20 protein-coding genes and 1 pseudogene are annotated in these 26,935 nt (G+C 70.2%); 16 read left to right on the top strand and 5 right to left on the bottom strand.

Annotated features, from left to right (window positions below; all coding sequences use genetic code 11):
- Nucleotides 1–69 precede the first annotated feature (69 nt).
- Nucleotides 70–843 (bottom strand): IclR family transcriptional regulator, encoded by a 774-nt coding sequence (locus tag ACZ53K_RS14325; RefSeq protein ID WP_468835476.1) that lies wholly within the window; start codon nucleotides 841–843, stop codon nucleotides 70–72.
- A gap of 315 nt (nucleotides 844–1,158) precedes the next feature.
- On the opposite strand from ACZ53K_RS14325, the gene metH reads away from it, so the two are divergent.
- The 4 genes from metH to ACZ53K_RS14305 all read left to right on the top strand — a co-directional run bounded on the left by metH (nucleotide 1,159) and on the right by ACZ53K_RS14305 (nucleotide 9,286).
- On the top strand, nucleotides 1,159–4,668 hold the full coding sequence (gene metH, locus ACZ53K_RS14320; protein ID WP_468835474.1) for a methionine synthase: 3,510 nt from the start codon (nucleotides 1,159–1,161) through the stop codon (nucleotides 4,666–4,668).
- 178 nt (nucleotides 4,669–4,846) lie between these two features.
- Nucleotides 4,847–5,548 carry an HAD family hydrolase gene (locus ACZ53K_RS14315; RefSeq protein WP_468835472.1) on the top strand — a complete coding sequence of 234 codons (702 nt, stop codon included), beginning with the start codon at nucleotides 4,847–4,849 and terminating at the stop codon, nucleotides 5,546–5,548.
- A 375-nt stretch (nucleotides 5,549–5,923) separates the two neighbouring features.
- Nucleotides 5,924–7,534 (top strand): ABC transporter substrate-binding protein, encoded by a 1,611-nt coding sequence (locus ACZ53K_RS14310; RefSeq protein WP_468835470.1) that lies wholly within the window; start codon nucleotides 5,924–5,926, stop codon nucleotides 7,532–7,534.
- A 162-nt stretch (nucleotides 7,535–7,696) separates the two neighbouring features.
- A complete protein-coding gene (locus tag ACZ53K_RS14305; protein ID WP_468835468.1) occupies nucleotides 7,697–9,286 on the top strand; it encodes an ABC transporter substrate-binding protein in 1,590 nt (529 codons plus the stop codon).
- A gap of 113 nt (nucleotides 9,287–9,399) precedes the next feature.
- Here ACZ53K_RS14305 and ACZ53K_RS14300 read toward each other — a convergent pair whose 3' ends face one another.
- Both ACZ53K_RS14300 and ACZ53K_RS14295 read right to left on the bottom strand, forming a co-directional pair.
- A complete protein-coding gene (locus ACZ53K_RS14300) occupies nucleotides 9,400–10,071 on the bottom strand; it encodes a response regulator (RefSeq protein WP_468835466.1) in 672 nt (223 codons plus the stop codon).
- 13 nt (nucleotides 10,072–10,084) lie between these two features.
- The gene (locus ACZ53K_RS14295; RefSeq protein WP_468835915.1) at nucleotides 10,085–11,080 is read right to left on the bottom strand and encodes a RecB family exonuclease; all 996 of its coding nucleotides are present in this window, start codon (nucleotides 11,078–11,080) and stop codon (nucleotides 10,085–10,087) included.
- Nucleotides 11,081–11,466: 386 nt separating this feature from the next.
- On the opposite strand from ACZ53K_RS14295, the gene ACZ53K_RS14290 reads away from it, so the two are divergent.
- The 3 genes from ACZ53K_RS14290 (at nucleotide 11,467) to ACZ53K_RS14280 (ending at nucleotide 15,223) form a co-directional block, all read left to right on the top strand.
- Complete coding sequence (locus ACZ53K_RS14290; RefSeq protein WP_468835464.1) at nucleotides 11,467–12,777, top strand: site-2 protease family protein; 1,311 nt, start codon at nucleotides 11,467–11,469, stop codon at nucleotides 12,775–12,777.
- A gap of 716 nt (nucleotides 12,778–13,493) precedes the next feature.
- Nucleotides 13,494–14,402, top strand: coding sequence for a tRNA (adenine-N1)-methyltransferase (locus ACZ53K_RS14285; RefSeq protein WP_003981600.1), 909 nt, complete (start codon nucleotides 13,494–13,496; stop codon nucleotides 14,400–14,402).
- Nucleotides 14,403–14,638: 236 nt separating this feature from the next.
- Nucleotides 14,639–15,223 (top strand): hypothetical protein, encoded by a 585-nt coding sequence (locus tag ACZ53K_RS14280; RefSeq protein WP_468835462.1) that lies wholly within the window; start codon nucleotides 14,639–14,641, stop codon nucleotides 15,221–15,223.
- Between the two features lie 16 nt (nucleotides 15,224–15,239).
- Here the strand turns inward: ACZ53K_RS14280 and ACZ53K_RS14275 are convergent, their stop codons facing one another.
- Entirely contained in the window at nucleotides 15,240–15,527 is a 288-nt protein-coding gene (locus ACZ53K_RS14275; RefSeq protein ID WP_030017428.1) for a ferredoxin, read from the bottom strand.
- Between the two features lie 241 nt (nucleotides 15,528–15,768).
- Between ACZ53K_RS14275 and arc the strand changes: the two genes are divergently transcribed.
- The 6 genes and pseudogenes from arc (at nucleotide 15,769) to prcA (ending at nucleotide 21,804) form a co-directional block, all read left to right on the top strand.
- Nucleotides 15,769–17,535 (top strand): proteasome ATPase, encoded by a 1,767-nt coding sequence (gene arc, locus ACZ53K_RS14270; RefSeq protein WP_468835459.1) that lies wholly within the window; start codon nucleotides 15,769–15,771, stop codon nucleotides 17,533–17,535.
- 276 nt (nucleotides 17,536–17,811) lie between these two features.
- Nucleotides 17,812–19,323 carry a depupylase/deamidase Dop gene (dop, locus tag ACZ53K_RS14265; protein ID WP_468835457.1) on the top strand — a complete coding sequence of 504 codons (1,512 nt, stop codon included), beginning with the start codon at nucleotides 17,812–17,814 and terminating at the stop codon, nucleotides 19,321–19,323.
- 178 nt (nucleotides 19,324–19,501) lie between these two features.
- Nucleotides 19,502–19,720 (top strand): ubiquitin-like protein Pup, encoded by a 219-nt coding sequence (locus ACZ53K_RS14260; RefSeq protein WP_003981605.1) that lies wholly within the window; start codon nucleotides 19,502–19,504, stop codon nucleotides 19,718–19,720.
- Between the two features lie 263 nt (nucleotides 19,721–19,983).
- Nucleotides 19,984–20,163, top strand: a pseudogene (locus ACZ53K_RS14255) (endonuclease domain-containing protein); the annotation flags it as partial.
- Nucleotides 20,115–20,960 carry a proteasome subunit beta gene (gene prcB, locus ACZ53K_RS14250; protein WP_468835453.1) on the top strand — a complete coding sequence of 282 codons (846 nt, stop codon included), beginning with the start codon at nucleotides 20,115–20,117 and terminating at the stop codon, nucleotides 20,958–20,960. The pseudogene ACZ53K_RS14255 and the gene prcB, both read left to right, overlap by 49 nt.
- 64 nt (nucleotides 20,961–21,024) lie before the next feature.
- Complete coding sequence (gene prcA / locus ACZ53K_RS14245) at nucleotides 21,025–21,804, top strand: proteasome subunit alpha (RefSeq protein WP_468835450.1); 780 nt, start codon at nucleotides 21,025–21,027, stop codon at nucleotides 21,802–21,804.
- 85 nt (nucleotides 21,805–21,889) lie between these two features.
- Here prcA and ACZ53K_RS14240 read toward each other — a convergent pair whose 3' ends face one another.
- Nucleotides 21,890–22,948: a LacI family DNA-binding transcriptional regulator gene (locus tag ACZ53K_RS14240; RefSeq protein WP_468835447.1), complete on the bottom strand. Its 1,059-nt coding sequence runs from the start codon at nucleotides 22,946–22,948 to the stop codon at nucleotides 21,890–21,892.
- Nucleotides 22,949–23,071: 123 nt separating this feature from the next.
- Between ACZ53K_RS14240 and ACZ53K_RS14235 the strand changes: the two genes are divergently transcribed.
- The 3 genes from ACZ53K_RS14235 to ACZ53K_RS14225 all read left to right on the top strand — a co-directional run bounded on the left by ACZ53K_RS14235 (nucleotide 23,072) and on the right by ACZ53K_RS14225 (nucleotide 26,890).
- Nucleotides 23,072–24,340 carry an MFS transporter gene (locus ACZ53K_RS14235; RefSeq protein WP_468835444.1) on the top strand — a complete coding sequence of 423 codons (1,269 nt, stop codon included), beginning with the start codon at nucleotides 23,072–23,074 and terminating at the stop codon, nucleotides 24,338–24,340.
- A 9-nt stretch (nucleotides 24,341–24,349) separates the two neighbouring features.
- The gene (gene pafA, locus ACZ53K_RS14230; protein ID WP_468835442.1) at nucleotides 24,350–25,711 is read left to right on the top strand and encodes a Pup--protein ligase; all 1,362 of its coding nucleotides are present in this window, start codon (nucleotides 24,350–24,352) and stop codon (nucleotides 25,709–25,711) included.
- A 189-nt stretch (nucleotides 25,712–25,900) separates the two neighbouring features.
- Nucleotides 25,901–26,890, top strand: a complete 990-nt coding sequence (locus ACZ53K_RS14225) for an FKBP-type peptidyl-prolyl cis-trans isomerase (RefSeq protein WP_468835439.1) — start codon at nucleotides 25,901–25,903, stop codon at nucleotides 26,888–26,890.
- Nucleotides 26,891–26,935 lie beyond the last annotated feature (45 nt).

The following is a 26,935-nucleotide window of genomic DNA, read 5'->3' as shown; positions in this document are numbered from 1 at the left end:
CTTCACACGTAGCACCCCGTCAAGGGTTCTGTGACTGAAAACTTAGGTGAACATATGGGATGGAACGGGTCAGAATCGCCCTGCGCCGAGGTCACGGGACACCGCACGTGCGCAATCCCTCACAGCGGCGACGATTTCCGGCCGCAGCTCCCCCGGCTCGCCGTCCCGGCAGACCCGCTCCACCGCACCCGTCACACCCACCGCGCCGACCGGCATCCGGCGCCGGTCGTGGATGGGCGCGGCCACCGACGCCACGCCCTCCCAGGTCTCCTCCACATCGGCCGCCCAGCCCCGCGCCCGGGTGAGGTCCAGCACGCCCTCCAGCTCCTCCAGCGCGGTCACCGTGCGCGGCGTGAACGCCTGCCGCTCGGCCTCCGCCGCCTCGCTGTGCGCCACCGGGTCGTACGCCGTCAGCACCTTGCCCAGCGCCGTGCTGTGCAGCGGGTGCATCGCGCCGACCTCCAGCACCTGGCGGCTGTCGTCGGGCCGGAAGACGTGGTGCACGATCAGCACGCCCTGCTGGTGCAGCACCCCCAGGTAGACGCTCTCGCCGCTGGAGCGCGCCAGGTCGTCCGTCCACACCAGAGCGCGGGCGCGCAGCTCGTGGACGTCCAGATAGCTGTTGCCCAGGCGCAGCAGCTCGGCGCCCAGCTGGTAGCGGCCGGACGCCGGGTCCTGCTCGACGAAGCCCTCCTGCTGGAGGGTGCGCAGGATGCCGTGCGCGGTGCCCTTGGCCAGGCCCAGCGCGGAGGAGATGTCGGAGAGGCCCAGCCGCCGCTCACCGCCGGCCAGCAGCCGCAGCATCGCGGCGGCACGCTCCAGCGACTGGATGGTCCGTGCCATCGGGCAACCTCCGGGTGAAGCGGTGAAGCGGGTGACGTGGAGCGGTGCCGTACGGCTCGGAGAGCGGTTCGGCAATGCTGAACGATATCGGTGAATGCCGACCCTGTGGGAGTCGGCCGACCCCTGTCAATGATCTTGACCAAGTCCGGCGCCGCCCCCGCCCGGCACCCGTACGGCCCCGGCCGGGCGGGCCGCCGGGTGTCCCACGCCGTGGGACACCCGGGCCCCCAGCGGCCACGCCCGCTACCCTGACCGGGTGCGCCTTCTGCCGGAAGGCGTAAAGCCGACAGCCGTCGCAACCAGGGGAGCACCTCCATGGCCTCGTACACGCCATCGTCCACCAGCACATCCCGCACCACGGCACTGCGCGAGGCCCTCGCCTCCCGCGTGGTGGTGGCCGACGGGGCGATGGGCACGATGCTCCAGGCGCAGGACCCGTCGATGGAGGACTTCCAGCAGCTGGAGGGCTGCAACGAAATCCTGAACATCACCCGTCCGGACATCGTCCGTTCGGTCCACGAGGAGTACTTCGCGGTCGGCGTCGACTGCGTCGAGACCAACACCTTCGGCGCCAACTTCGCCGCGCTGGCCGAGTACGACATCCCCGAGCGGGTCTTCGAACTGTCCGAATCGGGAGCCCGCATCGCCCGCGAGGCCGCCGACGCGTTCACCGCCTCGACCGGACAGCAGCGCTGGGTGCTCGGCTCGATGGGCCCCGGCACCAAGCTGCCCACCCTCGGCCACGTCGACTACGCCACGCTGCGCGACGCCTACCAGCAGAACGCCGAGGGCATGATCGCCGGCGGCGCCGACGCGCTGCTCGTCGAGACCACCCAGGACCTGCTGCAGACCAAGGCCGCCGTCCTCGGCGCCCGCCGCGCCCTCGCGGCCACCGGCACCGACCTGCCGGTGATCTGCTCGGTGACCGTCGAGACCACTGGCACCATGCTGCTCGGCTCGGAGATCGGCGCCGCGCTGACCGCGCTGGAGCCGCTCGGCATCGACATGATCGGCCTGAACTGCGCCACCGGCCCCGCCGAGATGAGCGAGCACCTGCGCTACCTGGCCCGCAACGCCCGCGTGCCGCTGTCCTGCATGCCCAACGCCGGTCTGCCCGTCCTCGGCAAGGACGGCGCGCACTACCCGCTGTCCCCGGGCGAGCTGGCCGACGCCCAGGAGACCTTCGTCGGGGAGTACGGGCTCTCGCTCGTCGGCGGTTGCTGCGGCACCACCCCCGAGCACCTGCGCCAGGTCGTCGAGCGGGTACGGGGCCTGGCCACCACCGAGCGCAGCCCGCGCCCCGAGCCCGGCGCCGCCTCCCTCTACCAGACCGTCCCGTTCCGCCAGGACACCTCGTACCTGGCCATCGGTGAGCGCACCAACGCCAACGGCTCCAAGAAGTTCCGCGAGGCCATGCTGGAAGGCCGCTGGGACGACTGCGTGGAGATGGCCCGCGACCAGATCCGCGAGGGCGCCCACCTGCTCGACCTGTGCGTGGACTACGTCGGCCGGGACGGCGTCGCCGACATGCGGGAGCTGGCCGGGCGTTTCGCCACCGCCTCCACCCTGCCCATCGTGCTGGACTCCACCGAGGTGCCGGTGATCCAGGCGGGTCTGGAGAAGCTGGGCGGCCGCGCCGTCATCAACTCCGTCAACTACGAGGACGGCGACGGCCCCGAGTCGCGCTTCGCCCGGGTCGCGGCGCTGGCCCGGGAGCACGGCGCCGCCCTGATGGCGCTGACCATCGACGAGGAGGGCCAGGCCCGTACCGTCGAGAACAAGGTCGCCATCGCCGAACGCATCATCGACGACCTGACCGGCAACTGGGGCATCCGCGAGTCGGACATCCTCATCGACTGCCTGACCTTCACCATCTGCACCGGTCAGGAGGAGTCCCGCAAGGACGGCGTCAACACCATCGAGGCGATCCGCGAGCTGAAGCGGCGGCGCCCCGACGTCCAGACCACGCTGGGCCTGTCCAACATCTCCTTCGGCCTCAACCCGGCCGCCCGTATCGTGCTCAACTCCGTCTTCCTGGACGAGTGCGTCAAGGCGGGCCTGGACTCGGCGATCGTGCACGCCTCCAAGATCCTGCCGATCGCGCGCCTGGAGGAGGAGCAGGTCAAGGTCGCCCTCGACCTGATCTACGACCGGCGTGCGGAGGGCTACGACCCCCTGCAGCGGCTCCTGGAGCTGTTCGAGGGGGCCACCGCCAAGTCCCTGAAGGCGGGCAAGGCCGAGGAACTGCTCGCGCTGCCCCTGGAGGAGCGGCTGCGGCGCCGCATCATCGACGGCGAGAAGAACGGCCTGGACGCCGACCTGGACGCGGCGCTCGCCGAGCGCCCGGCCCTGGACATCGTCAACGACACCCTGCTCGAAGGCATGAAGGTGGTCGGCGAACTGTTCGGCTCCGGCCAGATGCAGCTGCCGTTCGTGCTCCAGTCCGCCGAGGTCATGAAGACCGCGGTGGCCCACCTGGAGCCGCACATGGAGAAGTCCGACTCCGAGGGCAAGGGCACCATCGTCCTGGCGACCGTCCGTGGCGACGTGCACGACATCGGCAAGAACCTCGTCGACATCATCCTGTCCAACAACGGCTACAACGTCGTCAACCTCGGTATCAAGCAGCCGGTTTCGGCCATCCTGGAAGCCGCCGAGGAGCACCGCGCCGACGTCATCGGCATGTCCGGACTGCTGGTCAAATCCACGGTGATCATGAAGGAGAACCTGGAGGAGCTCAACCAGCGCAAGATGGCGGCCGACTTCCCCGTCATCCTCGGCGGCGCCGCCCTGACCCGCGCCTACGTCGAACAGGACCTGCACGAGATCTACGAGGGCGAGGTCCGCTACGCCCGCGACGCCTTCGAGGGCCTGCGCCTGATGGACGCCCTGATCGCCGTCAAGCGCGGCGTGCCCGGCGCCACCCTGCCCGAGCTCAAGCAGCGCCGCGTCCCCAAGCGCGACATCGAGATCAAGGAGCCGGAGCAGGAGGAGGGCACCGTCCGCTCCGACGTGGCCACCGACAACCCCGTCCCCGCCCCGCCCTTCTGGGGCACCCGCGTCGTCAAGGGCATCCAGCTCGCCGACTACGCGTCCTGGCTGGACGAGGGCGCCCTGTTCAAGGGCCAGTGGGGCCTCAAGCAGACCCGTACGGGCGACGGCCCCTCGTACGAGGAACTGGTCGAGTCCGAGGGGCGGCCCAGGCTGCGCGGCTGGCTGGACAAGCTCCAGACCGAGAACCTCCTGGAAGCCGCCGTCGTCCACGGCTACTTCCCCTGCCACTCCAAGGGCGACGACCTGATCCTCCTCAACGAGGACGGCACCGAGCGCACCCGCTTCACCTTCCCGCGCCAGCGCCGCGGCCGGCGGCTGTGCCTGGCCGACTTCTTCCGCCCCGAGGAGTCCGGCGAGACGGACGTGGTCGGCCTCCAGGTCGTCACCGTCGGCTCGCGGATCGGCGAGGCCACCGCGGAGCTGTTCGCCTCCGACTCCTACCGCGACTACCTGGAGCTGCACGGCCTGTCCGTCCAGCTCGCCGAGGCGCTCGCCGAGTACTGGCACGCCCGGGTCCGTGCCGAACTGGGCTTCGCGGGTGAGGACCCCGCCGACGTCGAGGACATGTTCGCGCTGAAGTACCGCGGCGCCCGCTTCTCGCTGGGCTACGGGGCCTGCCCGGACCTGGAGGACCGCGCCAAGATCGCCGACCTGCTGCAGCCGGAACGTATCGGCGTCCAGCTCTCCGAGGAGTTCCAGCTGCACCCCGAGCAGTCCACCGACGCGATCGTCATCCACCACCCGGAGGCGAAGTACTTCAACGCGCGGTAGCGCCGGGACGCGCGGTGGCAGTGGGGCCGGGGAGGCCACGGAAGTCCCCGCGGGCCACGCGCGCCACCCCGCACCGTCGTACACTGGTCGGTCCGGTAGTGGCCGGTCGCCTTCCCTCCACGGGAAAGCGGCCGGCCCTTTCGTCCCTCCGGGGACGCGTCACTACGGAGGTGCACGGATGACCAGCAGCATCCCCGCGGTAGGTACCCGTACGGCCGACGGCGCCACCCTGCAGGCCGTCTTCCTCGACCTGGACGGCACCCTCGTCGACACCGAGGGCTTCTGGTGGGAGGCGGAGGCCCGGGTCTTCGCCGAACTGGGCCATGTACTGGACGACCACCACCGCGAGGTCGTCGTCGGCGGACCGATGACGCGCAGCGCCGCGTACCTGATCGGGGTGACCGGCGCCGACATCGGCCTGGACGACCTGACCGTGCTGCTCAACGCCCGCTTCGCGGAGCGCATCGCCCGCGGTGTGCCGCTGATGCCCGGCGCCCGCCGGCTGCTCGCCGAGCTGGCCGCGCACGGCGTGCCCACCGCCCTGGTCTCCGCCTCGCACCGCACCATCATCGACCGGATGCTGCACTCCCTGGGCCCGGAGAACTTCCGGCTGACGCTGGCCGGCGACGAACTGCCCCGTACGAAGCCGCACCCGGACCCGTATCTGACGGCGGCGGCCCGGCTCGGCGTGGACCCCCGGCGCTGCGCCGTGGTGGAGGACACCGTCACCGGCGTGACGGCCGGGGAGGCGGCCGGCTGCCAGGTCGTCGCGGTGCCGTCGGTGACGCCGATCGGTCCCGGCGCGGGCCGCACCGTGGTGGGATCGCTCGAAGAAGTGGATCTCCCATTTCTCCGGTCGCTCATCACGGAAGGCCGGTGAAGCGTGCACCGAGCGTGTTCCCCCGAAAACGGAAGAAACTGTAAGCAGTGGGCCGCTCATTTTCCGTGACGAATGCGCTGGCCGAATTCACCCGGGTGATCACCCCAATGCGGGAGTGACGTTTCTCACGCGCCAGCCCGTCGACAGTGCGGACCACGGTCGTTCCACGGGTGCTTTCTCCTGGTTTCCCCGGGGGTAAGTGTCCGGATTGATGGGGGCCCGTGCGGAATCGTTCCACCGTCCGGATATCGGTCACCCGGCGACCGTTATCCGGGCGTGATATCCGTTCAACTCTGTTGTGTCCCGGACGCCCTGGCCGTTCCTACTAATGTCAACGCGAGCAACACCTCTGCGCTGATAAGGAACCTGCCGACGATGAATCGCAAGACCTTGGTGCTGCCGGCCCTGGCCGGTCTGCTCGTCCCCACGCTCGCCGCCTGCGGCAGTTCGGACGGCTCCGGCGAAGGCGGCAAGCCGATCAAGGTCGGCACCACCGCCCAACTGGAGGCCACCAAGGACGCGCCCGCCCCGCTGGACCCCGCGCAGGCGTACGACGTCGACGCGTGGAACATGCTGCGCGGAACCCTGCAGACGCTCATGCGGCTGCCCCGGAGCGGCACCGCGCCGGTGCCCGAGGCCGCCGAGTCCTGCGGCTTCCGGGACACCCAGAACGAACAGTTCCGCTGCAAACTCCGCGACGGACTGAAGTTCTCCAACGGGCACGCCCTGACGTCCAAGGACGTGAAGTTCTCCATCGACCGGATGCTGGCCATCAAGTACGACCGCGGCCCCATCTCCCTGGTGGACAACGTCGACAAGGTGGAAACGCCCAGCGAGACCGAGGTGGTCTTCCACCTCAAGAAGCCGGACGCCACCTTCCCGCAGAAGCTCGCCACCCCGGCGGCGGCCATCGTCGACAGCGAGGTGTACCCGGCCAAGGGCCTCCACAAGGGCTTCGAGGTGTCCGGCTCCGGCCCGTACACCGTCAAGGTCGAGCACAGCGGAGAGCGTGTCAGCAAGGCCGTCTTCACCAGGAATCCCGACTACAAGGGCGGGATCGAGGCGAAGAACTCCACCGTCGAGATGAAGTTCTTCGAGGACTCCGACGGCATGGAGAAGGCCCTGCGCAAGGGCGACATCGACCTGATGAACCGCAGCCTGGCGCCCGATCAGGTCAAGGGCCTGGAGAACGCCCGGGACGAACACGTCACCCTGACGGCCGTACCCGGATCCGAGATCCGCTACCTGGCCTTCAACACCGACGACCCGTCGGTCTCCGACAAGGCCGTCCGGCAGGCCATGGCCCAGCTGGTCAACCGCTCCGCGCTGGTACGCGACGTGTACTCCTACGCCGGCGACCCGCTGTACTCCCTGGTGCCCAAGGGCCTCACCGGCCACATCAACTCGTTCTTCACCAAGTACGGCAACCCCAGCGTCCCGGCCGCCCGCAAGATCCTCCAGCAGGCGCACATCAACACCCCGGTGAAGCTCACCCTCACCTACACCGCGAACCACTACGGCTCCAGCACCGCCAAGGAGTTCAAGGAACTGCAGAGCCAGCTGAACCAGAGCGGCCTGTTCGACGTCCAGATCAAGGGCATCGAGAACTGGCAGCAGTTCCGCAAGGAGCAGTCCGAAGGCAAGTACGCCGTCTACGGCATGGGCTGGTTCGCCGACCTTCCCGACGCGGACAACTACGTCGCGCCGTTCATCGGCAAGGGGAACTTCCTCAACTCCCCGTACCGCAACAACAAGATCGAATCCCAGCTGATCCCCGCCACCCGGCAGCAGACCGACCGCAACTCCGCCGCCGACGGCTTCAAGCAGGCCCAGGACATCATCGCGGACGAGGTACCGATTCTGCCGCTGTGGCAGGGCAAGCAGTACGTCGCCGCCCGCGACGACATCACCGGCGCCGAGTGGGCCCTGAACTCCTCCTCGGCCCTGCAGATCTGGGAACTCGCCCGCGGCGTGAGCAGCAACTGACGACGACTTCCGGCCGGCGCCGTACGCGCCGGCCGGCTGCCGCATCCGAGACGGCGCGCACCACCACAACCGATGACGGCACCCCGCCGGCACACCGACACCGGCACCCGCCGGCGCGGAACACACCGCTGAACCGCCAGGACGACTGTGAGGAACACGCACGTGAGGAAACGCGACCAGTGGCTCGCCGCACCGCTGGGGGCAGGGCTCGTCGCCGCCCTGCTCAGCGGCTGCGGAACCGGTGAGGGCGGGGACGCCGGGACCGGGGAACCCGTGGCAATGGGGATGACCGACAAGATCGTGTCCACCGACCCCGCCGCCGGTTACGACCCGGTCTCCTGGATGCTGTTCAACAACGTCTTCCAGTCGTTGCTGAGCTTCCCCAGGGGCAGCACCACGCCCCAGCCCGAGGCCGCCGACTCCTGCGGCTTCGTCGAGGGCGGCAGCACCGTCTACAAGTGCACGCTCAAGGACGGCCTGAAGTTCAGCAACGGCAACAGCCTGACCTCCGAGGACGTCAAGTTCTCCTTCGACCGGATCAAGCGCATCAACGACAAGGGCGGCCCGGCCGTCATGTTCGCCGGTCTGGACAAGGTCGAGGCCCCCGACGCCCAGACCGTCGTCTTCCGCCTCAAGACGCCCGACGCGACCTTCCCCATGAAGATCGCCTCCGGTGCCGGCTCCATCGTCGACCACCGTGAGTACGCGCCCGACAAGCTGCGCACCGACGACAAGGCCGTCGGCTCCGGCGTCTACACCCTCAAGGAGTACGACGCCTCCTCCGAAGCCGTCTTCGGCGTCAACGGCTCCTACAAGGGCCCCGCCAAGGTCAAGAACTCCGGCATGACCATGAAGTTCTTCAACAGCCAGGACAAGCTGAAGAAGGCGGTGCAGGACGGCTCCATCGACGTCGCCTACCGCGGTCTGGCCATGAAGGACATCGCCACGCTGGACCAGGCGTCCGGCAGCCAGAAGCACGGCACTCAGGTCGTCGAGGGCAACAGCGCCGAGATCATGCACCTGGTCTTCAACATGCAGGACCCGGTGGCCGGCAAGCTGGGCGTCCGCAAGGCCGTCGCCTACCTCCTGGACCGCTCCACGCTCGTCCGGGACGTCTACAAGCGCACTGCCGAGCCGCTGTACTCGATCGTCCCCGCGGGCATCACCGGCCACAACACGGCCTTCTTCGCCAGCTACGGCGACCGGCCGCAGGCCGACAAGGCCGCGGCCGCCCTGCGCGAGGCCGGCTACAACAACAAGAAGGTGCCGCTCACCCTCTGGGCCACCCCCGTCCGCTACGGCCCCGGCACCGTCCCGGCCTTCCAGGAGATCGCCCAGCAGCTCAACGCCAGCGGCCTCTTCGACGCCAAGGTCAAGAGCGTGCCCATCGAGGAATTCGAGAAGGACCGGGAAGCCGGGAAGTACGGCGCCTACGTCAAGGGCTGGGTCCCCGACTACCCGGACCCCGACAACTTCACCCAGCCGTTCTTCGGCAAGGACAACGTCCTCGGCAACAACTACGACGCCAAGCGGATCACCGGCAAGCTGCTGCCCGGCACCGCCGGCCAGCCCGACCGGCAGGCGACCAAGGCCGCCTTCCGCGAGGTCCAGGACATCGTCGCCGAGGACCTGCCGGTCATACCGCTGTGGCAGGGCAAGCAGTACGCCGTCGCCCGCGAGAACATCGACGGCCTCCAGTGGACGCTGGACGCCTCCACCGTCTTCCGCTTCTGGGAGCTGAAGAAGGGCTGACCCGCCCGCTCCGAACGGCCACGGCCCGGCGCGCCACCGCTCCTCCGGGGAGCGGGGCGGGCCGGGCCGTTCTCGTGAGTGCCCGGGGCGGCCGGGCGGCCGGGCCGCCGGGGCTACTGGGCCCCGGGACGCACCAGCCCGCTCTCGTACGCATACACCGCGGCCTGCACCCGGTCCCGCAGCCCCAGCTTCGTCAGCACATGCCCCACGTGCGTCTTGACGGTCGTCTCGCTCACGAACAGATCCGCGGCGATCTCCGCGTTCGACAGGCCGCGCGCCACCAGCTTCAGCACCTCCACCTCACGCTCGGTGAGGGTGTGCAGCGTGTCCGGCACCGCCTCCTCACCGGACGGCAGATGGCCCGCGTACTTGTCCAGCAGCCGGCGCGTGATGCTCGGCGCCAGCATCGCCTCGCCCGCCGCCACCACCCGGATCGCCTGCACCAGCTCCTGGGCCGGCGCATCCTTCAGCAGGAAGCCGCTGGCCCCCGCACGCAGCGCCTCGACCACATACTCGTCCAGGTCGAACGTGGTCAGCACCAGCACCTTCGCCGGACCGTCCTTCGCCGGACCGGTGATCTGCCGGGTCGCCTCCACCCCGTCCATCCGCGGCATCCGGATGTCCATCAGCACCACGTCGGGCTGCAGCGCCCGCACCTGCTCCAGCGCCTGCAGACCGTCCCCGGCCTCGCCGACGACCGCGAGATCCTGCTCGGCCTCCAGGATCATCCGGAAACCGGTACGCAGCAGCGGCTGGTCGTCGACCAGCAGGACGCGGATTGCCACAGGAACTCCTTCGTTAGACCAGGCCCATTCTGCCCTGCCCCTCCCCGGACGCCGCCACAGGGAGAGCCCGGCCGGGGCCCGGAACCGGCAGCGGATACGGCGGGGGAGTACCGCCGAACTCCGGACACACCGCCTGGTGGTCGCACCACCCGCACAGCTTCGTACGGCGCGGCCGCCAGTCCCCCGACGCCGTCGCCCGCTGGATGGCGTCCCACAGCGCCAGCAGCTTGCGCTCCACACCCAGCAGATCCGCCTCGGACGGGTCGTACGTCAGCACGTCACCACTGCCCAGATAGACCAGTTGCAGCCGCCGCGGCACCAGACCGCGCAGCCGCCACATCACCAGCGCGTAGAACTTCATCTGGAACAGCGGACCGTCCGCATACTCCGGACGGGGCGCCTTGCCGGTCTTGTAATCGACCAGCCGCACCTCACCCGTCGGCGCCACGTCCACCCGGTCGATGAAGCCGCGCAGCCGCAGACCGGAGTCCAGCACCGTCTCCACATACAGCTCGCGGTCCGCGGGCTCCAGACGCGTCGGGTCCTCCAGCGTGAACCACCGCTCCACCAGCGCCTCGGCGTCCGCCAGCCACGCCGCCAGCCGCTCACCCTCCGGGTCGTCCTCGAACAGCCCCGCCAGCTCCGGCCGCTTCGCCAGCAGCTTCTCCCACTCGCCCGGCACCATCGAGCGCGCGCCGCCCGCCGTGCGCTGCGCCGCCGGCGCGTCGAAGAGACGCTCCAGCACCGCGTGCACGACCGTGCCGCGCGTCGCCGCGGGGCTCGGCTTCTCCGGCAGCTTGTCGATCACACGGAAGCGGTACAGCAGCGGACACTGCATGAAGTCGCTCGCCCGCGACGGGGAGAGCGCGACGGGACGGGCGGCAGGGCGGGGAGCGGCGGCGTCCGCGGGCGCGGGGAGGGGAGGGGAGGGGTCGGCGGGCGAGGCGGCGTCTGCGGGCGCGGGGAGGGGAGCGGTGGCGTCCGCGGGCGGGGCGGTGGCGGTTGTCACGTCCCCCGGGCCCCCGGCCACCGCCGCAAGCCCTGCGCCGGACGTCACAGCCCCGCCGGACGCCACGGCCCCGCCGGCCGCCCCGGCTGCCCCGCCCTGTCCGTCATGACCGCCGCCCGCGGCGTCCGGCCCGGCCTGTCCGCCCTGACCGCCGTCCGCTGCGTCCGGCCCGGCCTCTTCGGTGCTCGTTCCCATGACACCCGACCCTACGGCCCGCCACTGACAGCTCCCGCAACCGAGGGATCACAATGGGAGACCGAGGCGGGGTGCCGGGGAGCGCTCCGCATACCATCGACGCCAGACCCCTTCGCCCTGCATGATCGACATGTCGTACGGACAGCATCCGGACGGACCGGAGCGAAGGCCGCAACCGACGAGGGGACACCGTGGACGAGAGTGGGAAGCCGCAGGACCCCGAGGAGTCCGCGCACCACCGACCGCCCAACCCGCCCGGACCGTCCGACCCGGCCCGCGCCGCCGGCCGTACGCGGCCGTCCGGGGACCGCCCCTCCCAACAGCGCCCGGCCAAGGACGGCCGGGGCAGGCGCACCGGCGGCGGCATCCTCATGGGCCGCCCCTTCGGCGTACCGGTCTACGTGGCCCCCAGCTGGTTCATCGTCGCCGCCCTGATCACCTGGGTCTTCGGCGGCCAGCTCGAACGGATCCTGCCGGAGCTGGGCGCCGCCCGCTACCTCGTCTCGCTCTTCTTCGCCGTCGCCTTCTACGCCTCGGTGCTCGTCCACGAGCTGGCGCACACCATCGCCGCGCTGCGCTACAAACTCCCCGTACGCCGCATCCAGCTGCAGTTCTTCGGCGGCGTCTCCGAGATCGAGAAGGAGTCCGAGACACCCGGCCGCGAGTTCGTCCTCGCCTTCGTCGGCCCGCTGCTCTCCCTCGTCCTCTCGGGCGTCTTCTACGGCGGCATGAAGCTGGTCGAGCCCGGCACCGTACCCGGCGTGCTGCTCGCCGGACTGATGATCTCCAACCTGATCGTCGCCGTCTTCAACCTGCTGCCCGGCCTCCCGCTGGACGGCGGCCGGATGCTCCGGGCCGTCGTGTGGAAGATCACCGGCAAGCCGATGACCGGCACCGTCGCCGCCGCCTGGGTCGGCCGCGCGCTCGCCATGGCTGTCCTGATCGGCCTGCCGCTGCTCACCCACACCGGCGCCCTGGGCAACGCCCCCACCGACCTCGGCGGCGCCGACTCGATCACCGACGCGCTGCTCGCCGCGATCCTCGCCGCGATCATCTGGACCGGCGCGGGCAACAGCCTGCGCATGGCCCGGCTGCGCGAACGCCTCCCGGACCTGCAGGCCCGCACCCTCACCCGGCGCGCCGTCCCGGTGGAGGCCGACACCCCGCTGTCCGAGGCGCTGCGCCGCGCCAACGACGCGGGCGCCCGCGCCCTGGTCGTCGTGGACCGGGTGGGCCGGCCCACCGCGGTCGTCCGGGAGACCGCCATCGTCGGCGTCCCCGAGCACCGCCGCCCCTGGGTCGCCGTCAGCGGCCTCGCCCAGGACCTCAAGGACGGGATGCGGGTCTCCGCCGAACTGGCCGGCGAAGACCTCCTGGACTACCTGCGCACGACCCCCGCCACCGAATACCTGGTGGTCGAGGAGACCGGCGAGATCTACGGCGTCCTGTCCACCGCCGACGTCGAGCGCGCCTTCGTCGCCGCCATGGCCCGCCCGTCCTGACCCACCGCGCACGATTCCCGCCGCCCGCCGCTGGGTATACCCCCACCGGGGGGATGATCACGTCGGCCCCGTAGGCCGCCGCCGAGGGTTTGCTGAGGGTCGCCGGGGCCCGCTGCGCGGGGTCTGCGGCCCGAGGGCCGCCCCCCGGGGGGCCGCTGCCCGGGCCCGTCCGGGGCCTGTCGCCCGGGGTTAGCCGCCCGGGGCCTGTCGCCCGGGGTCCGCCTTCTGGGGCCTGTCGCCCGGGGCTCGCGCCGCAGCCGACTGCCCCCGCGACTGACGCGACTGAGTAGTGCCGCAATCGAGTGCCCCGAAGGCCGACCGGCCCGAGACGTCAGCCGCCCGGGTCCGTCTCGACTGCCTGCCAGTCGACCGCCCCGAGGCCGACCGCCCGAGGTGCCGGGGTCCGGAGCCGGCCTCGACCGCTCTGAGTCCGATCGTCCGAGACACCAGCCGCCCGGGGCCTGACTCGACCGCCCCGAGGCCGACCGCCCGAGGCGCCAGCCGCCCGGGGCCCGCCGCCATGCACCGAGCCCCCTCACCAGCCACCCGGACCCACTGCCGTTCACCAAGCTCCCCAGCCGCCCGAAGCCCCACCCGCACCCCACCCACACCACCGCCCCGGCGCGCCTCCTCCGCGGCAAGCTCACCCCTCGTCCCCCACCCGCCCCCACCCCACCCTGGTACGGAGCACCCCCCACGCCCGGTAGGCTGGTCACATGTCCGAACCGACCGGTGCCGCCCGCCGTCGCGGGCCCTTCAAGGTCGGGGACCAGGTCCAGCTCACCGATCCCAAGGGACGCCACTACACGTTCACGCTCGAAGAGGGCAAGAGCTTCCACACCCACAAGGGAGCCTTCCCCCACGACGAGCTGATCGGTGCTCCCGAGGGCAGTGTTGTCCGTACCACCGGGAACGTCGCCTACCTTGCGCTGCGCCCGCTGCTCCCCGACTATGTCCTGTCCATGCCCCGCGGTGCCGCCGTGGTCTACCCCAAGGACGCGGGGCAGATCCTGGCGATGGCCGACATCTTCCCCGGCGCCCGCGTCGTCGAGGCGGGGGTGGGTTCCGGCTCGCTCAGCAGCTTCCTGCTGCGCGCCATCGGCGATCAGGGCATGCTGCACAGCTACGAGCGGCGCGCCGATTTCGCCGAGATCGCCACGCAGAACGTCGAGCGCTACTTCGGCGGTCCGCACCCGGCGTGGACGCTCACCGTCGGTGACCTCCAGGACAACCTCTCCGACACGGACGTCGACCGGGTCATCCTGGACATGCTCGCCCCCTGGGAGTGCCTGGAGGCCGTCTCCAAGGCGCTCGTCCCGGGCGGCATCCTGTGCGCGTACGTGGCCACCACCACGCAGCTGGCCCGCACCGTCGAGGCCATCCGTGAGCACGGCACGTTCAACGAGCCGTCGGCCTGGGAGACCATGGTCCGCACCTGGCACGTCGAGGGTCTCGCCGTCCGGCCCGACCACCGCATGATCGGCCACACCGGGTTCCTGCTGACCGCCCGCCGCCTCGCGGACGGCGTCGAGCCGCCGCTGCGCCGGCGCCGCCCCGCCAAGGGCGCGTACGGCGAGGACTACTCCGGGCCCGGCAGCTCCAGCGGAGGCGCGGAGCGCGGCTGACCGGCGTACGCACCGGGGAAGCGCGGCCGGCCGGCCGCGGACACGCCCGTACGCACTTTTCGAACCGTCCGGCGCCGCCGACGAGTTCCCGCCCGCCGGGAACCGCCGGCGGCGCCGTTTCGTTCGGCAGGTGGAGGCCCGGCGGGAAACCCTGCCCGAGTGTTCCCCGGCGGCCCGCCCTGTGGAACGATGCTGGGCACTCCCACCGCCACAGCTCTTCACAGGAGTTACCCCGCGTGCAGCTCATGGCAGGCCAGGACTTCCCGCACACCCGCACCCGCGCCCTGCACTGGCTCGCCACCGCCGCCGCCCTCGCGGCGGTCGTCGCGGCCGCGTCCTTCGTCCAGCCGCCCGACGCCACGGCCACCACCGACGCCGCTCCCGGGGCCCGCGCGGCCGCCGGCCCGGCCCCCGACGCGCACGCCGCCACCTATCCGGTGTACTGCGGCCCGAACCGCGTCGACGTGGTCGCCAGTGCCACCGGCGACCTCGACGGTGACGGCGGCCCGGAGACGGTCGCCGTGGTGCGCTGCCACACCGAGACGGGGACTCCGCCCAGCGGCGTGTACGTCCTCGCCCGGCCCGCCGCGGGCAAGGGCGCCCCGCGGGTCGCCGCGACCCTGCTCGCGCCCGCACGGCAGCGCAGCGTGGACGGCATCGCCGTACGCGGTGGTGTGGTCGCCGCGACGGTCCTGGGCTACTCCTCGACCGATGTGCCGCGCTGCTGCCCGGACGTGCGCGAGCGGACCAAGTGGCAATGGAAAGGCGGGAAGTTCGTCCAGAGCGAACTTCCCGCCTCGTCAACCACTCGGGGTGTGTGATACGTCACACCCGGTCTCACTCCGCGTCGGGGCCGTAGACCTCCACCCGGTCCGCAACGCGGCGTACGTGGATGCAGTCGCCCGGGCACTCCTTCGCGGAGTCCCGTACGTCATTGAGCAGCGGCAGGGGTACGGGGGTGGTGGCCCCCTTGTCCTGCAGCAGCTCGTCGTCGGCGCTTTTCACATAAGCCAGACCGTCGATGTCGAGTTCGAAGACCTCCGGCGCGTACTGCGCACAGATGCCGTCGCCGGTGCAGAGGTCCTGGTCGATCCAGACCTCCAGTGCTTCGTCCTGCGCCGTCATCTCGCCTGCCGTTCCTGCGTACGTGAATCAAATGGGGCCCACCCTGACGGGTGTTGACCGTCTCGACGATACAACCGTCCGCTTTCTGATGTTGTTGGGTGGGTATCCCCCTGAGGTGAGGACGTGCGCAAGGGTGAAGATCGGACACACCCCGACAGTCTTTTCGATCTAGGGGTTTCAACCTGCACCGGCCCAGGTAGGGTCAGGAAGCGTCCAGCTCCCCTTGGAGGAGGTGAGGACCGTGGCAGCCCACGACGACGACATCAACCGCGGCATCCGGCCGGGGCGGGGGTCTGACGACCCTGCCGGCCAGGTTGCCTATCTTGAGCAGGAGATCGCCGTCCTGCGACGCAAGCTCGCCGACTCTCCGCGTCACACGAGGATTCTCGAAGAGCGGATCGTCGAGCTGCAGACCAACCTGGCCGGTGTTTCGGCACAGAACGAGCGACTCGCCAACACACTGCGCGAGGCGCGCGACCAGATCGTGGCCCTCAAGGAAGAGGTCGACCGGCTCGCGCAGCCGCCGGCCGGCTTCGGCGTCTTCCTGCAGGCGAACGAGGACAGCACCGCCGACATCTTCACCGGAGGCCGGAAACTCCGTGTGAACGTCAGCCCCAGCGTCGACCTCGACGAGCTCCGGCGTGGCCAGGAGGTCATGCTCAACGAGGCGCTCAACGTGGTCGAGGCCATGGAGTACGAAAACGCCGGGGACATCGTCACCCTCAAGGAGATCCTCGAGGACGGCGAGCGCGCCCTGGTGATCGGGCACACCGACGAGGAACGGGTGGTCAGGCTCGCCGAGCCGCTGCTGGACATCAACATCCGGGCCGGCGACGCCCTGCTCCTGGAGCCCCGTTCCGGCTATGTCTACGAGGTCATTCCCAAGAGCGAGGTCGAAGAGCTCGTCCTCGAAGAGGTCCCGGACATCGACTACACGAAGATCGGCGGTCTGGGCGGCCAGATCGAACTGATCCGCGACGCGGTCGAGCTTCCGTACCTCTACCCGGACCTGTTCAAGGAGCACGAACTGCGCCCGCCCAAGGGCGTACTGCTCTACGGGCCGCCCGGCTGCGGCAAGACGCTCATCGCCAAGGCGGTCGCCAACTCGCTCGCCAAGAAGGTCGCCGAGGTGACCGGCCAGCCCGCGGGGAAGAGCTTCTTCCTCAACATCAAGGGTCCGGAGCTGCTGAACAAGTACGTCGGCGAGACGGAGCGGCACATCCGCCTCGTCTTCCAGCGGGCCCGGGAGAAGGCGAGCGAGGGTACCCCCGTCATCGTCTTCTTCGACGAGATGGACTCCCTCTTCCGCACCCGCGGATCCGGGGTCAGCTCGGACGTGGAGAACACCATCGTCCCGCAGCTGCTCTCCGAGATCGACGGTGTGGAGGGCCTGGAGAACGTCATCGTCATCGGCGCCTCCAACCGCGAGGACATGATCGACCCGGCGATCCTGCGGCCCGGCCGGCTGGACGTCAAGATCAAGATCGAGCGTCCGGACGCCGAGGCCGCCAAGGACATCTTCTCGAAGTACCTCACCGAGCGCCTGCCGCTGCACGCCGACGATCTCGGCGAGCACGGCGGAGTCCGTTCGGCCGCGGTCATCGCGATGATCCAGTCGGTCGTCGAGCAGATGTACGCGGAGTCCGAGGAGAACCGCTTCCTTGAGGTCACCTACGCCAATGGTGACAAGGAAGTTCTCTACTTCAAGGACTTCAACTCCGGCGCAATGATCGAAAACATCGTCGGACGCGCCAAGAAGATGGCCATCAAGGCATTCCTCGAACACAACCAGAAGGGTCTCCGCGTCGCCCACCTGCTCCAGGCATGTGTGGACGAGTTCAAGGAGAACGAGGACCTGCCCAACACCACCAACCCGGATGACTGGGCCCGGATCTCCGGCAAGAAGGGCGAGCGGATCGTCTACATCCGCACCCTGGTCACCGGCAAGCAGGGTGCCGACACCGGCCGCTCCATCGACACGGTGGCGAATACCGGCCAATACCTGTAACACCGCCGACCGGCTGCGGATGTCCTGCACGGGGCGTCCGCAGCCGGACGCATTTCCGGGGCCACGGGGGTGATCCCCGGAAGGCGGCGACGGCGCAGGTGAAAACCGGACTGGAGCAATGACTGTAATGATCTCCCCAGCGCCGCAAAGGCGTTCTAGGCTCTTCGGTACCGCCGCGTCGCGCACTGCGGAAGCGGGGGCCGCACACGGACCGGAAGCGCAGCGGTACTTGAGCGCCGACCCCATCCGGGGGCGCCGCCGGGCAAGGAGGGCCGCATGACCGTACGGCGAGTAATGGGAATCGAGACGGAGTACGGGATCTCCGTCCCCGGCCACCCGAACGCCAATGCCATGCTCACCTCGTCCCAGGTCGTCAACGCCTACGCGGCGGCGATGCAACGGGCGCGACGCGCCCGCTGGGACTTCGAGGAGGAGAACCCGCTGCGGGACGCCCGAGGCTTCGACCTCGCCCGCGAGAACGCCGACGCCAGCCAGCTCACCGACGAGGACATCGGGCTGGCCAATGTGATCCTCACCAACGGGGCACGTTTGTACGTCGACCACGCGCATCCGGAATACAGCTCGCCGGAGGTCACCAACCCGCGCGACGCGGTGCTCTGGGACAAGGCCGGCGAGCGCATCATGGCCGAGGCCGCCGAGCGCGCGGCCCAGGTCCCCGGGGCCCAGCCGATCCACCTCTACAAGAACAACACCGACAACAAGGGCGCCTCCTACGGCACGCACGAGAACTACCTGATGAAGCGGGAGACCCCGTTCTCGGACATCGTGCGCCATCTGACGCCCTTCTTCGTCTCCCGCCAGGTCTACGCCGGCGCCGGCCGGGTCGGCATCGGCCAGGACGGCCACGAGCACGGCTTCCAGATCAGCCAGCGCGCGGACTACTTCGAGGTCGAGGTCGGGCTGGAGACCACCCTCAAGCGCCCCATCATCAACACCCGTGACGAGCCGCACTCCGACGCCGAGAAGTACCGCAGGCTGCACGTGATCATCGGGGACGCGAACCTCTCCGAGATCTCCACGTACCTCAAGCTGGGCACGACCGCGCTGGTCCTGTCCATGATCGAGGACGGTTTCATCGCCGTCGACCTCGCCGTCGACCAGCCCGTACGCGCCCTCCACCAGGTCTCCCACGACCCGACGCTGCGCCACCTGATCACGCTGCGCAGCGGCCGGACCCTGACCGCCGTACAACTCCAGATGGAGTACTTCGAGCTGGCGCGCAAGTACGTGGAGGACCGGTTCGGCGCGGACGCCGACGAGCAGACCAAGGACGTCCTGGCCCGCTGGGAGGACGTGCTGGGGCGCCTGGAGCACGACCCGATGAGCCTGTCCGGCGAGCTGGACTGGGTGGCCAAGCGGGAGCTGATGGAGGGCTACCGGCGCCGGGACGGCGTGGACTGGGACGCGGCCCGGCTCCAGCTGGTCGACCTCCAGTACGCCGACGTACGGGCCGACAAGGGCCTGTACAACCGCCTCGCGGCCCGCGGCAAGATGAAGCGGCTGCTGACCGACGCGGAGGTCACGCGGGCGGTCCAGGCGCCGCCGGAGGACACCCGGGCCTACTTCCGCGGCCGGTGCCTGGAGCAGTACGCAGACGACGTCGCGGCGGCCTCCTGGGATTCGGTGATCTTCGATCTGCCGGGCCGTGACTCTCTGCAACGGGTACCGACGCTGGAACCGCTGCGCGGCACCCGTAATCACGTCAAGGAGCTGCTCGACCGGTGCCGTACGGCCGAGGACCTGGTGCGGGTCCTTTCCGGAGGGTGACCGGGGGCCCGATCGGGCACCCGATCCGGGGCTGAAAAGTCCCCCGGGCGGGAATCATCGGGGTGACTCCCGGACGTTGCACGAAGACGAACAGGAACAGGGCCGATGTCAGACCTTGCTTGTAGGGTCTGATCTTGACAGTCACATCGAGCGGGGCGAACCGAGCGGGGTGAGGGACATGGCGACCAAGGACACCGGCGGCGGACAGCAGAAGGCGACGCGTTCGACCGAGGAGGTCGAGGAGCAGTCGCAGGACGCGCAGGCCGCGGACGATCTCAAGGAGCGGCAGGAGAAGCTGTCGGACGACGTCGACTCCGTGCTGGACGAGATCGACGACGTACTCGAAGAGAACGCCGAGGATTTCGTTCGGTCGTTCGTGCAAAAAGGCGGTCAGTAACGGGTACGCCGGTTCCCGTCGGCAGTCGATGCGGGACGGGCGGGCGCGGCGGACCACCGTCCGCGCCCGCCGTGCGCACGGACCGGTGTGACGGGTTCCGGCTCGATGCCGGGGCAGGCGGCGACACTGGCCGCCGCGTGCCCCGGCACCGCCGGTACGCGCTCGGCGAGCGCGTACGAGCAGGCCGTCCCGGGCATCGGCGCACGAGCGCGGGGGCCGGAGGGCGAAGGCCGCCACGGCCGTCGTCCGTCTGTTTCCGCATGCATGTGGATCATGACCGCAGGACAGGTAAGGTCCGGGACGTACTGTGCTTCAGCTGCATCGCAGCGCTGGGCCAATTCAAGGATCGGCCGGACGCCTTGGGGCGGGCGGCCGAATATCCGGAAGGAAACGTGTGGAAGCCAACACTCGTAACGCCGGGCATCTACCAGCTGCCTTCCTGACGCCCGGGTCATCGTCGTTCATGGACTTCCTCGGGGAGCACTCGCCGGAGCTGCTGCCGGGCCGGCGCCCGCCGCTGCCCGTGCAGGGTGCCATCGAGGCGCCGCACGGCACGACGATCGTCGCGGCGTCGTTCCCCGGCGGCGTGGTGCTCGCCGGCGACCGCCGCGCGACGATGGGCAACGTCATCGCGCAGCGCGACATCGAGAAGGTCTTCCCGGCCGACGAGTACTCGGCCGTCGGCATCGCCGGCACGGCCGGTCTCGCGGTCGAGATGGTCAGGCTCTTCCAGTTGGAGCTGGAGCACTTCGAGAAGGTCGAGGGCGCCCAACTCTCCCTGGAGGGCAAGGCGAACCGCCTCTCGACGATGATCCGCAGCAACCTCGGCATGGCCATGCAGGGCCTGGCCGTGGTGCCGCTGTTCGCCGGCTGGGACGTGGACCGCGAAAAGGGCCGCATCTTCTCGTACGACGTGACCGGCGGGCGTTCGGAGGAGCACGGCTTCGCCTCGACGGGCTCCGGCTCGGTCTTCGCGCGCGGCGCCCTCAAGAAGCTCTACCGCGACGACCTCACCGAGAACCAGGCCGCCACGGCCGTGGTCCAGGCGCTGTACGACGCCGCGGACGACGACTCGGCGACCGGTGGCCCCGACATGGCCCGCCGGATCTATCCGATCGTCACGGTGATCACCGAGGACGGCTTCAAGCGGTACACCGAGGCCGAGGTGTCGGAGATCGCCCGTGCCGTCCACGAGCGGCGGCTGGACCAGCCCGACGGCCCGCGCGCCGCGCTGCTCTGAGGGGCGGGAGCCCGCCATGCACGCGCCACTGAGAGAGTCATTGACAGAAAGGGACGGATAGCCGGTGTCGACGCCGTTCTATGTCTCACCCCAGCAGGCCATGGCCGACCGGGCGGAGTACGCCCGCAAGGGCATCGCGCGAGGCCGCAGCGTCGTGGTGCTGCAGTACGCCGACGGCGTGGTCTTCGTCGCCGAGAACCCCTCCCGCGCCCTGCACAAGGTCAGCGAGATCTATGACCGCATCGCCTTCGCGGCGGTCGGCAAGTACAACGAGTTCGAGAACCTGCGCATCGGTGGCGTGCGCTACGCCGACCTGCGCGGCTATACCTATGACCGCGCGGACGTGACCGCGCGCGGCCTTGCCAATGTCTATGCCCAGACCCTCGGTTCGATCTTCTCCAGCGCCGCCGAGAAGCCCTACGAGGTGGAGCTGATCGTCGCGGAGGTGGGCAGTGCCCCCGAGGACGACCAGATCTACCGGCTGCCGCATGACGGTTCGATCGTCGATGAGCACGGTTCGGTCGCGGTGGGCGGCAACGCCGATCAGATCAGCAGCTACCTCGATCAGCGGCACCGCGACGGCATGACGCTGGGCGAGGCCCTGAAGCTGGCCGTGGACTCGCTCTCGCGCGACAACAACGGCGGTGAACGCACGCTGACCGCCGAGCAGTTGGAGGTCGCGACCCTGGACCGTACGCGTCCGCAGCAGCGGAAGTTCAAGCGGATCCTGGGCCGTCAGCTCTCCCGGCTGCTGGAGGAGAACGGCACCGCGGCGTCCGAGGGCTCCCAGGGGGACGCGGACGAGTCGTCGGACTCCGAGGACGGCTCGGGCTCCGGTTCATAACGGGGCGGACGCGGGCACTTACGCGCCCCGGCGGGTGGAGACCACCTGCCGGGGCGCGCCGCGTTGCGGGCCAGGGGTGCGTACGTCACCCCCGGCCTTCCGGCGCCGCCGCCGTGGACCCCCGTACGACCAGTTCCACCGGCAGGCTGACCGGCGCGGGCGGACGGCCCTGGAGCGCGGCCATCAGGGCGTGCATGCCCGCGGCCCCGACCTCTTCGGCGGGCAGCCGCACGGTGGTCAGTTCCGGCTCCACGGCCGTGGCCAGTGCCAGGTCGTCGAGGCCGGTCACGGAGAGGTCCTCGGGCACCCGCAGGCCCAGCCGGCGGGCCGCCTTGCAGGCACCGGCCGCCACGAGGTCGTCGTCGCACAGCAGGGCGGTCGGGCGGGGGCCCGGCCCGGTCAGCGCGGCGTGGGCGGCGCGCAGGCCGCCGTCGACGCTGAGCGCGGCGGGTTCCGTACGCACCTCCGCGTCCGCGACGCCCCGCAGCGTCTCGTCGAGCGCCGCGGACCGGACGCGGAAGGTCCAGGAGCCGACGTCGGCGGCGAGGTGGGTGATGCGGCGGTGGCCGAGCCCGAGCAGGTGCGACGTGAGGCGCCGGACGCCGTCGGCGATGTCGAGGTTGACGGTCGCGGTGGCGCCGGGGTCGTCCGGGTCGCTGTCGAGCATGACCAGCGGCAGTTCCTCGCCGTGCAGGGCGGCCAGCGCGTCGGTGGCCATGGCGGCGGCGATCACGCCGTCCAGTGAGGCGCGTGCCGAGGCGAAGGGGTCGCGCGCCGGGCCGATGCCCTCGGGGGAGGGGTAGAGGACGACACCGAAGTCGTGGTCGGCGGCGACGCGGGCCGCTCCGGTGTAGACGCGGGCGAAGTACTCGGTGGTCAGGGCGGGCACCACGAGCAGCACGGTACGGGTGCGGCCCATGCGCAGGCTGCGGGCGGCGAGGTTGGGGCGGTAGCCGAGGTCGCGGGCGGCGGCGCGGACGGCGTCGGCCTTGTGCGGTGAGACCCGGCCGCGCCATTTGTCCCCGAGCACCAGGGAGACCGCGGCCTGCGAGACCCCGGCGGCGCGTGCGACGTCCCGGCTGGTGACGCGGGGTGCGGCGGCCGTTCCGGGGCGCGCTGCTGTCGGCTGCTCGTGGGCGGTCACCGGGGTCGGGCTCCTCGCGTGGTGCGGCGCGGTGTGGACCCGCGGGTTGCGTCCATGGTACGTATGACGCCGCACGTTATACGTAACACTTCCTGGTCGCGTGCCAGGGGAAAAGAGGCGGGCATGGCCGCTGGGTACGCGGAACTGCTCCGGACGCGCCACGCGGCCCGGCTGCTGGCCGGAACCCTGGTCGGCCGGCTGCCGAACGCGACCGGACCACTCGCGGTGGTGCTCTTCACCCGCGCCGAGGGCGGCAGCTACATCCTCGCGGGTGCCCTCTCCGCCGTGTACGGGGTGGGCAACGCGATCGGGCAGCCGCTCCTGGGGCGGGCGGTGGACGTGTACGGCCAGCCGCGCGTGCTGCTGCCCTCGGCCGTGATCTCCGCCCTGGGCATGGCGCTGCTGGCGTTCGCCGGTCTCGACCCGCTGCCCGTGGCGTACGCGGCCATGGCGATCGCCGGGTTCTTCACGCCGCCGTTGGAGGGCGGGCTGCGGGCCCTGTGGCCGGGGGTGCTCAAACGCGCCGACCGGGTGCACGCCGCGTACGCGCTGGACGCGGTGGCGCAGGAAGTGCTGTTCGCGGTGGGCCCGTTGCTGGTGACGATGTGTGTGGCCCTCTGGTCGGAACGGTGGGCGCTGCTGGTGATCAACGTGATCGGGGTGCTCGGCGCGCTCTCCGTGGCCGCCTCGCCGCCCTCGCGGCAGTGGCGCAGCGCGCCGCGCGAGGCGCACTGGCTCGGGGCCCTGCGGTCGTCCGGGATGCTGGTGCTGATCGGCTCGTTCTTCTTCGTCGGGCTGGCGCTGGGGTCGATAGCGGTGGCGGCGGTCGCGTACGCCGACGAGCACGGCGGCGGCATGGTCTCCAGCTACCTGCTGTCCGCCCTCGGTGTCGGCGCCCTCGCGGGCGGGGTGGTGTACGGCGCGCGGCAGTGGCCGGGGCACCCGGAGAACCGGCTGCGGCTGCTGGTGGCGCTGCTCGCGCTGGGCTACCTGCCGCTGGCGCTGACGCCGGGCGTGCTGGGGATGACGCTGCTGACAGGGGTGGCCGGAGTGTTCCTGGCGCCCGCGCTGGCCTGCGCGTTCGTGGTCGTGGACGGGCACGCGCCCAGGGGAACGGTCACCGAGGCGTTCTCGTGGCTGGTGACGACGTTCGGGGTCGGGTCCGCGCTGGGCATGACGGTGGTCGGGCCCGCGGTGGAGCGGGGCGGTCCGGCGGCCGGGTTCGGTGTGGCGGGGGCGGGCGGCGTGGCCGCGCTGCTCGTACTTGTGTCGACAAAGCGCTTTCTTTCCCCTGGTGGGAGCGGCGCCGTGAGCGGTGCTGCGCAGGTCACGGCGGAAAATGATCGGAACGAGGCCGCCCAACCCGGTTTCAGAGCAGGCCATCAGGCGTAATGTTCAGTCATGGACCGCCGCATTTTCGGGCTGGAGAACGAGTACGGCGTCACATGCACGTTCAGGGGACAGCGCCGACTGTCTCCTGACGAAGTGGCGCGGTACCTCTTCCGCCGTGTCGTGTCATGGGGCCGCAGTAGCAATGTCTTCCTGCGGAACGGCGCCCGCCTGTACCTCGACGTGGGATCGCACCCGGAATACGCAACCCCGGAGTGCGACAACGTGACCGAACTGGTCACCCACGACAAGGCCGGTGAGCGCATTCTCGAAGGTCTGCTGGTCGACGCCGAACGTCGCCTGCACGAGGAAGGAATCGCGGGCGACGTCTATCTCTTCAAGAACAACACCGATTCCGCCGGAAACTCCTATGGTTGCCACGAAAACTATCTCGTGGCCCGGCACGGGGAGTTCTCCCGGCTCGCGGACATTCTCATCCCCTTCCTGGTGACCCGTCAGCTGCTGTGCGGCGCGGGCAAGGTCCTGCAGACACCGCGCGGGGCCGTCTACTGCGTGAGCCAGCGCGCCGAACACATCTGGGAGGGCGTCTCCTCCGCGACGACCCGCTCCCGTCCGATCATCAACACCCGCGACGAGCCGCACGCCGACGCGGAGCGCTACCGCCGGCTCCACGTCATCGTCGGCGACTCCAACATGTCCGAGACGACCATGCTGTTGAAGGTCGGCGCCACCGACCTCGTACTGCGCATGATCGAGGCGGGCACGGTCATGCGCGACCTGACCCTGGAGAACCCGATCCGGGCCATCCGGGAGGTCAGCCACGACATCACCGGACAGCGCAAGGTGCGGCTGGCCAGCGGCCGGGAGGCGTCGGCCCTGGAGGTCCAGCAGGAGTACTACGAAAAGGCGGTGGACTTCTGCGAACGGCGCGGTATCCGTACGGGCATGGTCGAACAGGTCCTGGAATTGTGGGGCCGTACGCTCGAAGCCGTACGCGAAGAGGATCTCGACCGCATCGACACCGAGATCGACTGGGTGATGAAGTACAAGCTCATCGAGCGTTACCGGGCGAAGAACAACATCACCATGTCGCACCCGCGGGTGGCGCAGATAGATCTCGCGTATCACGACATCCACCGCCGCCGGGGCCTTTACTACCTGTTGGAGCGGAAGGGCCAGGCGGCCCGTATCTGCAACGACTTGAAGATCTTCGAAGGCAAGTCGGTGCCGCCGCAGACCACCCGGGCCCGGCTGCGCGGTGACTTCATCCGCCGGGCGCAGGAGCAGCGCCGCGATTTCACGGTCGACTGGGTGCACCTCAAGCTCAACGACCAGGCGCAGCGCACGGTGCTGTGCAAGGACCCGTTCCGGTCCGTCGATGACCGGGTGGAGAAGCTGATCGCCGGGATGTGAGTCCGTTTCGTCACCGTATCCGGTACGTCACCGGATACGGTGACGGCCGGACGTGGCTGTGCCGGGAGCGCCCGCGCTCCCGGCACATTGCTGTATTGCGCCGATGTGTTGCTTATGGAAATGCACCCGGGATCAGGTCGTAGAGTGGCGGGCATTGCCCACCCACCCCACAACCCCGAGTTGGACTTCATGAACCTCACGAAGAACACCCGCCGCGCCGCCGCCGCGGTGCTGACCGTGCCCCTCCTGCTGTTCACCGCCGCCTGTGGGTCCGATGACGGCAAGGGCTCGTCGGCCTCCGCGGTCGCCAAGGTGGAGGGGAAGCCCGGGGAACAGCCCAAGATCACGGTGCCGAAGGATGCCAAGGCGCCCGACAAGATGGTCACCAAGACGCTGACCGAGGGCAAGGGCGCGGCGGTGAACAAGGGCGACTTCGTCCGGCTGGACTACGCCGCGCAGGCGATGACGACCGGCCAGAACCTCGGCAGCAACTGGGCCAAGCAGCCCGGTGCGGACGCGAAGGCCCCGCGGATGCAGGTGGTCGGCGAGGCCAGCGACCAGAGCCAGTCGCAGCTCCCGGCGAAGGTGATGGGAGCCGTGGTGGGCCAGAAGGTCGGCGGCCGGGTCCAGATCGAGGGCACCGCGAAGGAACTGCTCGGTGATCAGGTGGTCGCGCAGTCCGGTCTCAAGCCGGAGGAGGGCCTGGTGTGGGTCGTGGACGTCGCCGCCGCCGGGAAGGGCGACAAGAAGGGCAAGGCCGACGGCGAGCAGGCGGCGCCCGAGGAGGGCATGCCCGAGGTCAAGGCGGAGGGCGAGAAGGCCGCGACGATCACCATCCCCAAGGGCGAGAAGGCACCCGCCGACCTCAAGGAGCAGGTGCTGATCAAGGGCAAGGGCCCGAAGGTCAAGGCCGGTGACGGGCTGATCGCGCAGTACACGGGTGTGAAGTGGGAGGACGGCAAGAAGTTCGACTCCTCCTGGGACCACGGTGGCGCCATCGCCTTCCAGATCGGCACCGGTTCCGTCGTCAAGGGCTGGGACCAGGCGCTGGTCGGCAAGAACGTCGGTGACCGCGTGGAGATCGTGATCCCGCCGAAGCTGGGCTACGGCGCCAATCCGCAGCACGAGCTGGCGAAGAACACCCTCGTCTTCTCCGTCGACATCGTCGGCACCGTCTGAGCATGATCTGCCAGACTGTGCACGTAGCTGTGCACATTCTTTCGT

The sequence above is a fragment of the Streptomyces sp. NPDC033221 genome (assembly GCF_055577005.1).
The sequence above is the reverse complement of the archived record's forward strand: the minus strand, read 5'-3'. Positions and strand labels throughout refer to the sequence as shown.